Here is a 16209-nt window from a genome sequence, read left to right as displayed (position 1 = left end):
CCGCAAGCCGGGCGACGTCAGGCAGCGTCGCCGTGCCGGTGCAAAGCCCGAACGCCTGTTCACCGAGCGCCGCCCGAGGTCGACGGCGTGGCGGTTCTCGCCAGGGTCAGGCGACGGTGTGCCCGCCGGGCACGTGGATATCGGCGGGCGCAGTTGTCCTTTGCCGCCCGGTGAGGGTGGTGCATCACGCTCCCATCCTCACCAGCAGACAAGGGTTGGCAACGCCTACGCGGGGATGGGGGTGCCTCGGTGGGTTTCGCTGAGTTCGGACGGTCGCGCCGACTGTCCGGAGCCCGGATCCTTGTGAAAGGCACCGTTCTTCATGATGCCGACGATCTTGGATTGGTCCTGCAGGATGGTGATGTCCTCGAGCGGGTCACCGTCGATCAGGATCATGTCCGCGAAGAACCCGGCCTTGACCTGCCCGAGGTCGTCGGGCATCCGCATGATCTGCCCGCCGAGCGCGGTGGCCGCGAGGAGGGTGTCCTTCGGGGAGAACTCGAGCAGTTCGACGAAGTGCTGCAGGTCGCGGGCGTAGGTGCCGTGCGGTGTCCACGCGAAGCCGTAGTCTCCGCCGGGCAGCACCCGGATGCCACGTTCCTTCATCTTCTTCAGCACCTCGATCGCACAGTCGAGTTCGTGCTGGTATCCGGCAGCTTCGGCGGCTTCGGGGGGATACCCGAATGCCTCGGCGTCGTGCAGGGTGGCGACCAGCCAGTTCAGCCCGGGTGCGACGAAGATGCGGTCCTTCTGCTCTTCGAGCATGTCCAGACCTTCCTCGTCGGTGAAGGAGGCGTGGTAGATGATGTCGACGCCGTTGCGCAGCGACATCTTCACGCTCTCCCCGGACCTGGCGTGGGAACACACCCGCAGTCCGCGGCGGTGCGCCTCGGTCACCGCGGCGAGGGTTTCCTCGTCCGAGAAGTAGTTGTCCTCGGCGTGCTGGTTGCCGGTGATCTCCTCGCCGGACATGCTCAGCTTCACCAGGTCCGCACCCAGATCGACGTTTTTCCGGACCGCCTTACGCATTTCCTCGGGCCCGTCGGCGAAGGCGGTGATGCCCTTGACCAAGGCACCGCCGGTGACCGCGATCTCCTGACAGTTCGCCAGGTAACGGGGGCCGGGGATCTGGCCGGCGTTGATGGCATTGCGGATCACCACATCGAGTCGCGGCTTGGCGGCCGCGGCACCGACACACATGGTGTAGCCGGAATCGATGTAGGTCTGCGCCGAGCGGGCACACAGCAGGGTGTGCTCTTCGACGCCCATCGTCCCGAGACCGGGCAGGTCGGCGGAATTGACCCAGGAGAAGTGGGTGTGAGCATCACACAGACCCGACATCAGGAATTTGCCCTGGCCGTCGATGACTCTCGCGCCTTCGCGAGGCAGATCTCCTGTGCCCTTGCGGACCTCGGCAATGCGTTCGCCTTCGACCAGCACCTCACCCTCGTACGGGTCGGAGCCGGTGGAGTCGAAGATCCGGACGTTGGTGAAAAGGATGGACTGATCGGGGGTGTTGGCTGACGTCATTGTCGCCACTCCTTTCTTCGGAGAAGCTCAGGGCTTGTTCAGGAATTCCTGGAGCCGGTTGGTGACAGCACTGGGGTCTTCGAGGGAGTGCCAGTGGCCCACCCCGTCGAGCACGTGCTTCTGGGCGTTGGGGTAGATCGAGAGCAGTTCGTCGTTGACCGTGACCGGGCTGACCTTGTCCTCGTCTCCGGTGAGCAGCAGCACCGGGACCTCGATCGAGGCGAAGTCGGGTTCGACGGCGGCGGCGAGGGCCTCGCAAGCGCTTGCGTAGCCCTCGGGGTTCTGGCCGAGCAGCAGCTCGCGGACCAGGGCCACCGACGTCGGGCGGGTGCTGTGTGTGTGCTGCGACAGCGCTGCTGCGACGATCGTGTCGGCGACGGCGGACATGCCGCCTTCACGGACGGTGCGGGCGCGGGCGCGGGTGGCGGTCTTGGCTGCCTCAGGCTGAGCGCGGACCGCGCCGAGGAGCGCGGCCTTGCTGACACGCTGCGGGTACTTGGCGGCGAAGGTGTTCGCGACCAGGGTGCCCATCGAGTGCGCGACCAGGGCGGTCTGCTCGATGCCCTCCGCGTCGAGCAGTTCGCGCAGCTCCTCGACCCAGTTGTCGATGCTCGCGGGCCCGGCGAACGGGGAGCGGCCGTGACCGGACAGGTCGTAGCGCAGCACGGTGTGGGTTTCGGCGAGCGTCGCGACCTGCGGCTCGTACACGGTGGTGGCACCGCCGAGGCCGTGGATCAGCACGACCGCCGGTCCGCTGCCGGTCTTCTCGACGAACAGCTCGCTGGTCCCGGCCGGGGTGAGGTGGTCCACCGGGGCCGGGATGCCTATGCTGTTGCGCAGCTCGCCCAGGCCGGGGGCGGAGACGATCACCTCGTCGCCCTCGACCAGGTACTTCGGCGGGTCGAAGCCGATACCGACGCCGACCGGGGTGCCGGTGGCGATCACGTCACCGGGTTCGAGGGTGATGCCGGCCGAGAGCGTCTCGATGATGGTGGGCACGTCGAAGATGAGCTGGGCGGTGTTGGTGTCCTGCCGCAGCTCGCCGTTGACGCGGGTCTGCAGCTGCAGGTCGTCGATGTCGATCTCGTCCGCGGTGACGGCCCAGGGGCCGAGCGGGCAGAACGTGTCGAGGGACTTGCCGATGAACCACTGCTTGTGGTCGCGTTGCAGGTCGCGGGCGGTGACGTCGTTGATGAGGGTGTAACCCCACACGTAGTCCATTGCGTCGGCGCGGCTGACCTTGGAAGCGCGCTTGCCGATGATCACACCGATCTCCCCCTCGTAGTCCAGCGCCGAGGTGATATCGGTGTGCGGGTCGACCGGGTCGCCGGACGCGATGACCGTGGCGGCGGGCTTGGTGAAGACCACCGGATACTGCGGCACGTGCTGCCCGTCCGCGGAGCCGGTCGCGTCGAACCCGCTCTTGGCGAACTCGGCGGCGTGCTCGGAGTAGTTCCGGCCGACGCAGAACACGTTGCGGTGCGGGGTGATCGGGGCGAGCAGCTTGCCGCCCTCGGCGGGCGTACTGGCGCTCAATCGGCCGAGTGCGGCCTGGCCGCCGGCGATGATCTCCTGCAGCTCGCGCACTGGGGCACCGGTGTCACCGAACTGCACCGGCAGTGCAGCTCCGTTCGCGTCCACGGCGCAGACGACCGCGCCGTTCTTACCTTGAATCCGCGCGAAGCGCATGAAACCTCCTGTGAAACCAATGTGAACCAAACCGAGTTGCGGTCCGTATTGGTTACGATAGGTCGCGGATGCTGTGATCGTCAACACTCGATTTATGGCAATGTCGGCAGGAAGGCTGTCAACCAAGCCCCTATAATTGGTTCAAATTGGTTCGTCGAGAGGAGTTGTTGTGACCCTGGCTGTGGGACCTACGGCGGCCGCTCTGCGGCACATCGAAGCCGTCGTCGCCGAGCGGCAGTTGGGCCCGGGGGACAAGCTGCCGACAGAGCGGGAACTGGCCGCCGACGCCGGTGTGAGCCGTGCCGTGGTCCGGTCCGTCCTCGAGGACCTCGAACACCGGGGAACGGTGGTGCGTTACGTCGGCCGGGGCACGTTTCTCGCCCCGCGGGAGACCGCCGACCCGGAGACGGCGAACCATCCCAGCCCCAGCGAGATCATGAGCTCGCGCCTGATCCTCGAACCGGAGCTGCTCCCACTGGCGGTGGCCGCGGCGACCCGCGACGACATCGAGGACATGCGGCGCTGCCTGCGCGGCGGGGAGGGCGCCCGCTCCTCGGAAGAGTTCGAGAGATGGGACACCGCGCTGCACCACAGCTTCGCGCTCGCCACCCACAACATCGTCTTGATCGGGGTCAGCCAACTCCTCATCGACAGCCGTCAGCAACCGATCTGGGGTGGCCTGAAGAAGCGCACCTTCAACCCCGAGCTGCACCGCGAATACTGCGGTGAGCACGAGGACATCGTCGAGGCCATCGCGGACCGGGACCCGGACAGCGCCCGCACGGCGATGCGGGCGCATCTACGGCACGTCCGCACGACCCTGCTGGGGGACAACGCCTGACCGCACCCACCGCCGATACGGCGGGCGATCACCCTCCCCCGATCGCCGCCGTGCGCAGTTCCGCGTACGAGTCGTCGATCGCGACCGCGAGCCGGGCGACATCGGGTAGCGTCGCCGGGTCGGTGCAGAGCCCGATCCCGATGCTCCCGGCACACGAGATCGCGGCGATACGGAGGGCGTGGTGCGCGGCCGGCTCCGAAGAGGAGAAGAGATGCTGGACCCGGCGACCGGCAACGCCCACGGGTACGGCCGGGCCGGGAACGTTCGAAATCGACAGGCTGAATTCTCGCGGGCTCCCGGCGAGCCGTTCCACAGCGCTGCCGAGGTGCTTCGTGCGCCCGAGAGCATGGAACAGGTCGTAGAGTTCTTCGGCATCGCCGAGGAGTTTGCGCTCCCTGGTCTCTCGGGCAATCCGGTCGAGCCGCTCGAGCGGGTCGGTCTCCCCGAGCGGTAGATCGATGTTGAGGAACGAGTCCCGATTCCCGAACTCCCCCGCGCTCTCCGTTCGGTGATGGAGGCTGACCGGAACCTGGGCACGAAGTCGCGGAAGCCCCACCGCGCTTTCGCCGAGCCATCGGCGCACCCCACCGGCGACGATCGCGAGGAGAACGTCGTTGACCGTTGCGTGGTCGGGACGTGACTTCCCGATCGACTTCAGCTCTGCCAGCGGGGCGACCGTGAAGGCCACCTCCCGGGAGACACCGATCGGGCGGTCGAAAGGAGAGCGCGACCCGCGCGAGACGAGTTCCCGCCAGACGGCTCCGGGCATCCGCCGGGCCTCGGCGAACCACGAGCGCTTCGCCGCAGCCGAGCGAATGCCCGGGCGCGCCACCTGGCCGGAGTCCGGATACGGGTGCGGATCCCAGAGCACGGCATCGAGGAAGCGGACCGCCGTGATCCCGTCGGCCATCGCATGGTGAATCCGGACCGCGATCGCTTCGCGGCCGTCGCCGAGTGGGCCGATCACGTCGATTGTCCACAAGGGTCGGTCATGATCGAGTCGCTCGGACATCAGCTTGCTGACGGCCCGCCACAGATCTGCCCGCGAGACGCAGGCGGGCTCTGCCAGACGCCGGACATGGTCGCTGATCTCGAAGTCGTCAGCGTCGACCCAGCGCGGCTCCGGTCCCGACGTGTCGACCCGCTGCCTCGCGCGCGGTCGACCGGGAAGTCGCGCCGCTACCGAGGATCTCAGGGCGTCGAGGTCGAGCGGTCCGGTATCCGGCTCGAGGACGATCAATTTCAGCGTATGACCGGTGATTGCCGCCGATTCGAGCGCCAGGATGCGCGCGTCATCGGCGGAGAGCCGATCGGGATCCTCGCTGGCCACTCGTCCGAACCTACCCTCGCTCACACTGCATAGTCCGGCAGTTCACAAACCGCGGTCGATCAAATCGAGGATCTCCTCACTGGTGGCGGCGTGAATCTTGTCGACCGTGTCGGCGTGCGCCTCTTCGGGCGCAGCCACCTCTGCCACCAGATTTTCCAGCCGTTTCGCGACGGCCGACCGCGCCTCGGTGTCGGTGCCGAGCTCGGCGATGGCGGCGCGAAGTCGGTCGACGTCGGACAGGGCGACCGACACCGGATCCGGAACGAGCTCTCCGCGCAGGAATTCGGCGACGGCACGCGGACTGGGGTGATCGAACACCATCGTCGGCGGCAACCGCAGGCCGGTGGCGGCGCCGAGGTAGTTGCGGAGCGCAACGGCGGCCAGCGAGTCGAAACCGAGTTCCTTGAACGCCTGGTCGGCGTCTACCGCGTCGGGAGAGTCGTAGCCGAGGACGGCCGCAGCCCCACTCCGAACCAGTTCGAGCATCAGGTGCCGCTGCTCGGGCGTCGACCGATCAGCAAGGCGCTGACCCCAATCCGAGGTCCCGGACCCGCTGGATCCGGTCGCCGCCGAGTCCGAACCTGCGGCGCGCGGACGCACCTCCCGTATCAGGCCACGCAGTGGGGCGGGAACGTACGGAGCGGCCGAACCGGACAGGTCGAACCGAGCGGCCGCCACGGTCGGCACACCGGCGGTCAACGCACTGTCGAAGAGAGCGAGGCCTTCGGCAGCGCTCATCGGAACCATCCCGCTGCGACGGGCACGAGCGAGATCGATCGCACCGAGGTTGTCGGTCATGGCACTCGGCGGTGCCCACATGCCCCAGGCGATCGACAGCGCGGGCAGTCCGAGGGCGTTGCGGTGACGGGCGAGCGCGTCGAGGAACATGTTCGCGGCAGCGTAGTTCGCCTGCCCGGGCGCCCCGAGGACTCCAGCGAGTGAAGAGAACATGACGAACGCGCGCAGATCGCAGGTGGCGGTCAGCCGATGCAGATTCCACGCCGCGTCGACCTTGGGCCGCAGCACGGCGTCGAGTCGCTCGGGGGTCAGCGAGGACAAGGTGGCATCGTCGATCACTCCGGCCGCGTGGATCACAGCCGTGAGTGGGTGCTCCTCCGGTATTCGGGACAGCAAGTGGGCAACTGCCGATTCGTCGGAGGTATCGCACGCCACGATGCTCACCTCGGCTCCCTGGCCGCTCAGTTCGCTCCGCAGTTGGTCGCAACCCTCGGCGTCGGGTCCGCGCCGGCTGGTCAACAGCAGGTGCCGGACCCCATGCTCGGTGACCAGGTGGCGAGCGACCAGTGATCCCACGGTGCCGGTGCCCCCGGTGAGGAGAACGGTACCGCGAGAATCGAAGGGCGAGCGGGGATCGAGGGCCGAGCCGGATTCGTCGACGACGCGAAGACGCCGCAGCCGAGGCGCGAGCAAGGTGTTGTTCCGAGCTGCCAGCTGAGGTTCTCCGCTCGTCACCGCCGCGGCAACGGCGGATTCGGCGTCCGATGCATCGTCGAGGTCGATCAGGACGATTCGGCCCGGGTTCTCGTTCTGCGCGGAGCCGACGAGACCCCACACTGCCGCAGCCTCGAGGTGATCGCCTCGGTCCCGACCGTCCTCGGTGACCATGGCATCACGGGTCACGATCACGAGTGAGCTGTCGGCAACCTCGTCGTCGTCGAGCCACGACTGCAGCAGTTGCAGCACCCGAGCACACAGCGCATGGGTCGCTTCCGGCCCGCCTCCGCCCTCGGTGCCACACCCGACGAGCACCGTCCACGGATGTCGGTCGTCTCCGTCGGGCAGCGACTCCCGTGCGGCCCGCAATGCCGCCATATCGGGATAGTTCGGCAAGGTGGAACCGATCCCGTCGTCGCCGAATCCCTCTGCGCCGAGGATGACCGCCGGGCCGAGGGCCGGCTCGGACGCTCCGCCCTCGACCGGAATCCACGTGAGCCGGTGCAGCGGCAGGCTGCCTGCCGAGCGGCCCGCTCCTTCCCTACCGACTGCCCGCGGCACCACTTTCAGCCCATCGATGGTCAACACAGGCGAACCCTCGGGGTCCGCAGTGACGATGCGGTATCGCCCGTCCTCGGTCGTCGAGAAACGTACCGATACTGCCTCCGCACCGACGGTGTGCAGACGGATTCCCGACCATGTGAGTGGCCAGCCGTCGCCTCCGAGGAGGGGCTCGAGCGCTGCCTGCAGCAGCTCCGGATGGATGCCGAAGCCACTGGTGTCGACGCCTTCACCGAGGCGAACTTCGGCATCGTCGTCCGCGGAAACGTGCTGCCGTACCTCCGATTCGGAGCTGACGACGTCGTCGATGGTCGCCGACGCGTTCCGAACCCAGGTGTCTGCGCTGCCGGCCTCACCCACGTTCGACGAAATGGTGACGGTGCGGCCGCTGGTGTCGTTGTTCGGCGACACCAGCACGCGAAGTGAGGCCAGCCCCGACGCCGGAAGGGTCAGTGGGTGGTGCAGCGTGAGTTCGTCGATATGGTCCAGACCGACGTGATGGGCTACGTGCAACGTGAGCTCGACCAGCACTGCGGGCATTACCGTGTGCGAATCGTCGGCCGTAGATGGGCTACCGTCTTCGGCCCGCGGCGGCACGAGCCATGAATCCCGGTGCAGCGAGAGCTGTCCGGTGAACAACGTCGCGTCGTCGTCGAGTGTCACCGCCGCGCCGAGCAGTGGATGATCCGCCGGGCTCAGCCCCAGCTCCGTCGGATCGCCGGCGTTACGCGCCGCCGCGGACGGCCAGAAGGAACGGCGCTGAAATGCGTAGGTGGGCAGAGATACCCGGCTACGACCCGGCATCACCCGCTCCCAGTCGACCGAGACACCCGACACATAGGCCGCCGCGACGACTTCCATGATTTCGTGCGCCTCGTCGCCGCGTCCGGGCAGTGCAGCAAATGCAGTCGGGACGACCTCCGCGGCGTTCGCGGCCAAGGCTGCGCCGGGACCTACTTCGACGAGTCGGGTGACGCCCAGATCGTCCAGGGCCACAATGCCGTCGGCGAACAGCACGGGTTGGCGGATGTGCTGCGCCCAGTATCTCGGGGACGTGAGCTCCTCGGCGGAGGCGATCCGCCCGGTCACGTTGGAGACGACCGGAATTTTCGGTGGCTGCGCGGTCAGCCTCGACACGACGGAGACGAACTGGTCGAGGATGGGTTCCATCAGGGTCGAATGGAAGGCTCGCTCCACCCGCAAGCTCGTCGTCTTCATGCCCGCGGCGGACAGCTCGGTTGCGGCGGCGTCGATGTCGTGCTCGCTGCCCGCGAGCACCACCGACTCGGAACCGTTCACGGCCGCGAGATCGACCCGGCCGTCGAGCTGCGCCACGACGTCGTCCGCGCGTGCCCGTACCGCGATCATCCGGCCCGGACGGGTGGACTGCATCAACCGTCCGCGCTCACCCACCAGGGCGGCGGCATCGGGCAGGCTGAACACTCCCGCGGCGTGTGCTGCGGTGATCTCTCCGATCGAATGACCGATCAGGTAGTCAGGGGTGATACCCCAGTCCCGCAGCAACCGGGAGAGCGCGACCTCCACCGCGAACAGCGCCGGTTGGGTGTATTCGGTACTGTCGAGCTTTGCGGCGCCACCGTCGGATTCGTCCCACATCACCTGTCGGACAGTGCTTTCCACATGCTCGTCGAGAGCGGAGCAGACTTCGTCGAGGGCCCTGGCGAACACCGGGTAGGCACCGTAGAGACCGCGGCCCATCCCGATCCGTTGCGCGCCCTGGCCAGTGAACATGAACGCCGTCTTGCCGCGAGAACTCGTCCCGCTGAGGACGTTGCCGCCCGGTCGGCCCAGGGCGATGCGAGCCAGACCGTCGCGCAGCTCGGTCAGCGTTTCCCCGACCACGGCGGCGCGGTGGGAGAAACCGGATCGAGTGGTGGCCAGCGAGTAGGCGAGGTCGGCGGGATCCGGGAGTTCCGCGTCATCGCGATCGAGGAAGGCGGTCAACCGTGCGGCCTGCGCGCGTAGTGCCTCCCCTGTCTTTCCGGAGATCACCCAGACCAACGGCGATGCCGACGGGGGCGAGACCTTCGGCGTGGCCGAGCCGGCCGACTGCTCCAGGATCATGTGCGCATTGGTGCCGCTGATGCCGAACGACGAAACCCCGACCCGGCGGGGGTGTCCCGTCTCCGGCCAGGCAACCGATTCGCCCAGGAGAGAGACCTCACCCGCCGTCCAATCGACGTGCCGCGTCGGGGCATCACCGTGCAAACTCGGGGGCAGCACCCCGTGCCGCATGGCCATCACCATCTTGATCACACCGGCCACGCCCGCCGCCGCCTGAGAATGGCCGATGTTCGACTTGACCGACCCGAGCCACAGCGGCCGTCCGTCCCGCTCCTGCCCGTACGCAGCCAGCAGTGCCTGCGCTTCGATCGGGTCACCGAGCGTCGTGCCGGTGCCGTGTGCTTCCACGGCGTCGACGTCGGCGGGGCCGACCCCGGCATTGGCCAGCGCTTGGCGGATCACCCGCTCCTGCGACGGCCCGTTCGGTGCGGTCAACCCATTGGAGGCACCGTCCTGGTTGACCGCCGATCCTCGGACGATCGCCAATACCTGGTGACCGTTGCGTTCTGCGTCGCTGAGCCGCTCGAGCACCACCATCCCCGAGCCTTCACTGAGCCCTGTGCCATCGGCCCGATCCGAGAACGGTTTACACCGCCCGTCCGCGGCGAGCCCTCGCTGGCGGCTGAACTCGATGAGAACACCGGGCGTAGCCATCAGCGTCGCTCCACCGGCCAGCGCGAGAGTACATTCGCCGTCGCGCAGCGCCCGCGCCGCGAGATGCATGGCCACCAGCGACGACGAGCAGGCCGTGTCGACGGTGACTGCGGGACCGGTGAATCCGAGAGAGTACGAGATCCGACCGGAGGCCACGCTGTTGCTGGTGCCGGTCATCAGATAGCCCTCGGCATCGACATTGCGTTGGCTCATCAGGTGGAACCCGTAGTCACCGCCCATCATCCCCACGTACACGCCGGTGTCGGTGAGGTCGGGAGAATCGGGCCGTATCCCCGCCGCTTCCAACGCTTCCCAGGCACACTCGAGCAGCAAGCGGTGCTGGGGGTCCATCGCGACGGCTTCGCGCGGACTGATTCCGAAGAATGCGGCGTCGAATTCGTCCCCGTCGTGGAGGAACCCCCCTTCGCTCATGTACGTTGTGCCGCTGCGATCCGGGTCCGGGTCGTACACCTCGTCGAGATTCCAGCCTCGATTGTCGGGATACGCCCCCACCGCGTCGTGACCGTCGCGGACGAGCCGCCACAAGTCGTCCGGGCCGTACACCTTCCCCGGATATCTACACGCCATTCCGACAATGACAATCGGGTCGTCGTCTCTGCGGGTTCGCGCTTTCTGGGCCGGTTGCGGAGCAGCAGAACTGCCGAGAAGTCGCGCGACCAACTCCTGAGTCAGCGCGTCAGCAGTGGGATGGTCGAAAACGACTGTCGCCGCAAGCCGCACGCCGGTGGCAGTGGTCAGTTGATTTCGCAATTGCACGGCGGTCAGCGAGTCGAAACCGAGTTGTTTGAACGCCCGTTCCGGGTCGATCGCTTCCTTCCCCTCATGCCCGAGTACGGCCGCAACGTGGGTGGTGACGATGTCCAGCACCCGGCTGTGCCGCTCTGCGGGACCGAGTGCGCGCAATTCGTCGGCCAGGCCCGTCGGCGCGTCGGCGGCGGCAGCGCGGCGGTGACGGATACCCAGCACGCGGCGCAGGATGGGCGGCACCGACTCACCGTCGGACTTCGAGGAACGCGCCGACAGCCGTATCGGCACGATCAACGGACGATTGACTGCAAGCGCCGCGTCGAACAGCGCAAGCCCCGACTCCGGGCTGAGGGTGTCGATGCCGGTGCGCTGCAACCGGTCGAGGTCGGCCGCATTGAGATGGGACGTCATCCCGCTCGGACGGTCCCACAATCCCCAGGCCATGGAGATCGCCGGCAGTCCGCGGAGGCGGCGGTGCTGCGCGAGTGCGTCGAGGAAGACGTTCGCCGCTGCATAATTCGCTTGGCCGGCGCCACCGAGCACTCCCGCCGCAGAGGAGAACAGCACGAATGCCGACAACTCGCGGTCGCGGGTGAGTTCGTGCAGATGCCAGGCACCGTCCACCTTGGGACGCAGAACGGCGTGTAATTGCTGCGGGGTCACGGCGGCGGCGGTGGCATCCTCGAGCACACCGGCAGCGTGGATGACGCCGGACAGGTCGGGAATGTCGGCGAGCAGGTCCGCCACAGCTGCGCGGTCGGCCACGTCGCACGCGACCACACGGATCTCGACACCCGGCTCGGCAACCTCCTCTCGCAATCGGGCCGCGCTCTCGGCATCGAGGACGTGCCGGCCCGTCAGCACCAGCCGGCGGACCCCATACCGCGCCACGAGGTGGCGCGCGATCAGTCTGCCGATAGTCCCGGTCCCACCTGTGATCATGACCGTGCCGGCCGGACCGAAGGGTGCCGGTCCCGCGGCGGGCGCCGCCGCGGCGGGCGCCGCCGCGGCGGGCGCTGCCGCGGCGAGCATGGGTGCCAGCAGCACCCCTTCGCGGATGGCCAGCTGAGGTTCGTTGCACCCCAGCGCCATGGACAACAGCGCGGGATCGGACAGGTCGGCGGGCTGCATGTCCAGGTCGACCAGGGTGATGCGGTCCGGATGCTCGTGTTGCACCGCCCCGATCAGCCCCCACGCGGGCGCGGCAGAGATGTTGTCGATCGGTTCGTCGTCGCGGACGGCTACCGCCAGCCGGGTCGTGACCAGTAGATGGGTCTCGGCGAGGCGCTCGTCCCGGAGCCAGGACTGGACCGCCCGGAGGGTCGACTCGGCGACGGCGTGCGCCCGCGTCGGCACGTCCGACTGATCACCCGGTTCACCGGCCAGCCACAGCACGCGGCCGTCGGGATCGGCTCCGGAGAGCGCCTCCGCGAGGGGCAGCAGCTCGGCCGGGGCCGCAGCGGATGCACCGACGGGCATCCACTCCACGCGGTAGAGGCTTTCGCCGGCCCCGGCGGGTGGCACCCCGGCTGCTCCCAGCGGCCGGAGCGCCAACGAGTCCGCGGTCAGCACCGACTTGCCGGCGGAGTCGTAGGCCGATACCCGATATCGCTCGGGCCCGATGGTGGTGATGTGCACGCGCAAGGCGGTTGCGCCTACCGCGTGCAGTTGCACTGTCCCCCAGGCGAACGGCAGCCGGACGTCGCGTGCGCCGGTGTCTGCGACTCCGAACGCGATAACGTGCAGCGCGGCGTCGAGCACGGCCGGATGAATCCCGTATCCCGCCACAGCAGCGGCCGGGTCCTCTCCGCCCAGCCGCACCTCGCCGAACAGCTCGTCACCGCGGCGCCACGCTGCCCGCAACCCCCGGAACATCGGGCCGTACCCGTAGCCGGCGTCGCCGAGCACTTCGTACAGCCCTCTGACGTCGATCGGTGTGACATCGGCCGGCGGCCACTCCTCTGGGGAGTCGGCGCTGTCCACGTCCGCGGTGAGGACGCCGGTGGCATGCCGGGTCCACGGAGCATCCCCCGACGCATCCGCGGGTCGAGAATGTATCGACACCGTCGAATGGCCGGCCTCGCCGTCGGCGAGCACGCTCACCTGCACGGCCACCTCACCGTCGCCGGGGATCATCAAGGGCGCCTCGATGGTGAGTTCTTCGAGCCGTCCGCACGCGACACGGCTTCCTGCGTGCAGGGCGAGCTCCACGAAAGCCGTGCCCGGCAGGATGACCGTGCCGTTCACCGCGTGATCACTCAGCCACGGAACACGGTGCGGCGACAGCACTCCCGTGAACACAGCGCCACGCCCGTCGCCGAGTTCGACCGACGCACCGAGCATCGGGTGTCCCCCGGTCTCCATGCCCGCCGATGCCACATCGCCGTGCGGCACCGAACTTTCCAGCCAGTAGCGGCGGTGGTGAAAGGCGTACGTGGGCAGGTCGACCCACTGCTGCCGATCGTCGCGGTGAGCCCACCGCACCCGGTCCCACTCGACGTGCACTCCGTGTACCTGGGCTTCGGCGAGTGCGGCGGTGAACTGGCGCAGGCCTGCATTGTCGCGCCTCAGGGTGCCGATGGCTCGTCCGGCGACGCCCGCCGCCTCGAGCGTTTCCTGCAACGGCACGGTCAGGACAGGGTGGCCACACGACTCCACGAAGAATCGATATCCCTCTGCCACAAGGGCTCTCGTCGCTTGTTCGAATCGAACCGTGCGGCGCAGATTCCGGTACCAGTAGTCTGCGTCGAGCGCGCTGCCGTCCAACGCACCACCTGACACCGACGAGTAGAAGGGAATCTGTGACCGGTGCGGCTCGATCGAGGCCAGGGCGTCGAGAATCGGTTGGCGCAGCACCGAAACGTCGGCGCAATGGGAGGCGTATTCCACCGCGATCCGCCTTGCTTGGACGCCGTCGCCCTGCACCTGCCCGACGAGGATGTCGAGGGCATCGACGGGACCTGAGACCACCGTCGCGGTCGGGCCGTTGATCGCCGCCACCTCGATGGCACCGGACCAGGATTGGATCTTCTCCCGCACGCTGTCGTGCGGCAATGCCAGCGAGGCCATCCCACCGCCACGCCGGGCCGATGCGGCGATCACCTTGCTGCGCGCCGCGACGACCAACGCCGCGTCGGACAGGCTCAGTGCGCCGGCGACGTAGGCGGCCGCGATCTCGCCCTGCGAGTGACCGACCACCGCCGCCGGGTCGACGCCGTGTGCACGCCACAACTGCGCGAGACCGACCATCATCGCGAACAGCGCCGGCTGCACGATATCGACCCGGTCCAGTGAGGCCGGATCTCGATCCCGCAGTACCTCGAGCAGTGAGAAGTCCGTGAAGGGGGCAAGTGCGTCGGCACACTCCTGCACACTGTCGGCGAAGACCGGCGAAGAATCCAGTAGCTCTGTGGCCATCCCCACCCATTGCGAGCCCTGCCCGGGAAAGACGAACACCGGCCGGTCGCCGGCTTCCAAGGCCACGCCACTGACCACGTGAGGGCTGGGCACACCTCGGCTCAGCGCGTCGAGGCCGGCCAGCAGCACCTGCGGCTCCGCCCCGATCACCGCGGCCCGGTAGTCGAAGGTGGCACGTGAGCCGAGCAGTGCGCCGGCTACCGCGGCAGGCGTCAGTTCGGGATGGTCTGCGGCGTATTCGCGCAACTTCGCGGCCTGGGTGCGCAGCACGGGTTCGGTGTGCCCGGACACACACCACGCCACGACTTCCTCTGCGGGAGAAGGTGATCCGCTGTTCACCGGCTCAATCGTCGGGGGCTGCTCGAGAATGACATGGGCGTTGGTGCCGCTGATGCCGAACGACGACACCGCTGCCCGGCGGGGCCGATCGACCTCGGGCCACTTCCGTTGCTCGGTGAGCAGCGACACCGCACCGGCCGACCAGTCGACGTGCGGGGTCGGCCGGTCGACGTGCAGCGTCTGCGGGAGAACCCCGTGCTGCATCGCCATGATCATTTTGATCACGCCGGCAACGCCGGCGGCGGCCTGGGTGTGTCCGAGATTGGACTTCACCGAGCCCAGCCACAGCGGCTGGTCGACGGGACGATTCCGGCCGTAGCCGGCCAGCAGGGCCGATGCCTCGATCGGATCGCCCAGCTTGGTGCCGGTTCCGTGCGCTTCGACCGCGTCGACGTCCGCCGGTCCCAGCCCCGCGTTGGACAGTGCCTGCCCTATCACCCGCTCCTGGGCCTGCCGGTTCGGAGCGGTCAGGCCGTTGCTCGCGCCATCCTGGTTCACTGCACTGCCGCGGATGACGGCCAGGATCCGGCGACCATTGCGCTCTGCGTCGGAAAGACGTTCCAACGCCACTATCCCCGCGCCTTCACCCCACGCCGTGCCGTCTGCCGCGGCGGAGAACGCCTTGCACCGCCCGTCGCGGGCCAGTCCGCGCTGGCGACTGAACTCGACGAACACCGCGGGGGTCGACATCACGGTCGCGCCGCCCGCCAGAGCCAGTTCGCACTCACCGCTGCGCAGCGCTTGCACGGCGAGGTGGATGGAGACCAGCGACGAAGAGCAGGCGGTGTCGACCGTGATCGCCGGTCCGCTGAGGCCGAAGCTGTACGCCACCCGGCCGGAGGCAACGCTCATGGCGTTGCCGGTGATGAAGTACCCCTCGAGGTCCTCGGGCGGCATGCCGCCCGCCCGCGCCGCATAGTCGATTCCCGACAACCCGGTGAAGACGCCGACCTGGCGACCATGCATGGACCGCGGATCGATGCCGGCATGTTCGAACGTTTCCCAGCTCGTTTCGAGAAGAAGTCGCTGCTGCGGGTCCATGGCCAGCGCTTCGCGGGGCGAGATGCCGAAGACCTCCGGGTCGAAGCCCGCGGGATCGTCGAGGAAGCTGCCCTGCACCGTGTACGTCTTGCCGGCCTGCTCGGCTTTCGGATCGTAGAGATCCGCCAGCTCCCAGCCGCGGTCCTCGGGGAACTCGGTGACGGTATCGGAACCCGATTCCACCAGGCGCCACAAATCCTGCGGTGACCGCACCCCGCCAGGGAACCGGCAGCCCATTCCGATGACGGCGATCGGTTCGCGACTGACCCCCTCGGCCTCGCGCAACTTCGCCCGCGCCTGATAAAGCTCTGCGGTGACCCGCTTCAAATAGTCGAGGAGTTTCGCCTGATCGGCCATCCGAGATCAGCTCCAATCCGAGAGCCCCCCCGGTCCAGCGCAGAAACCCGATTCTATCCGCGACCACGGCTCGGACGCAGGCGATCGCTCATCGCTGTGGCAGGGAATTCCGGGCGCCGGTCACGAATTCCGCGCCACAGTG

5 protein-coding genes are annotated in these 16209 nt (G+C 68.1%); 1 reads left to right on the top strand and 4 read right to left on the bottom strand.

Annotated features, from left to right (window positions below):
- Positions 1-225: 225 nt before the first annotated feature.
- Both GFS60_RS12150 and GFS60_RS12145 read right to left on the bottom strand, forming a co-directional pair.
- Complete coding sequence (locus tag GFS60_RS12150) at positions 226-1530, bottom strand: metal-dependent hydrolase family protein (protein ID WP_159921509.1); 1305 nt, start codon at positions 1528-1530, stop codon at positions 226-228.
- A 27-nt stretch (positions 1531-1557) separates the two neighbouring features.
- Positions 1558-3219 carry a bifunctional fumarylacetoacetate hydrolase/alpha/beta hydrolase family protein gene (locus tag GFS60_RS12145; protein ID WP_159921507.1) on the bottom strand — a complete coding sequence of 554 codons (1662 nt, stop codon included), beginning with the start codon at positions 3217-3219 and terminating at the stop codon, positions 1558-1560.
- Positions 3220-3388: 169 nt separating this feature from the next.
- On the opposite strand from GFS60_RS12145, the gene GFS60_RS12140 reads away from it, so the two are divergent.
- On the top strand, positions 3389-4060 hold the full coding sequence (locus GFS60_RS12140; protein ID WP_159921505.1) for a FadR/GntR family transcriptional regulator: 672 nt from the start codon (positions 3389-3391) through the stop codon (positions 4058-4060).
- Positions 4061-4088: 28 nt separating this feature from the next.
- Here the strand turns inward: GFS60_RS12140 and GFS60_RS12135 are convergent, their stop codons facing one another.
- Complete coding sequence (locus tag GFS60_RS12135; protein ID WP_159921503.1) at positions 4089-5390, bottom strand: wax ester/triacylglycerol synthase domain-containing protein; 1302 nt, start codon at positions 5388-5390, stop codon at positions 4089-4091.
- A gap of 42 nt (positions 5391-5432) precedes the next feature.
- Complete coding sequence (locus tag GFS60_RS12130; protein WP_159921501.1) at positions 5433-16067, bottom strand: type I polyketide synthase; 10635 nt, start codon at positions 16065-16067, stop codon at positions 5433-5435.
- Positions 16068-16209 lie beyond the last annotated feature (142 nt).

Origin of the sequence: Rhodococcus sp. WAY2 (assembly GCF_009859915.1) — a bacterium.
GTDB classification, from domain to species: Bacteria; Actinomycetota; Actinomycetes; order Mycobacteriales; family Mycobacteriaceae; genus Rhodococcus_F; species Rhodococcus_F oxybenzonivorans.
This window is presented reverse-complemented; position numbering and strand designations above follow the sequence as displayed.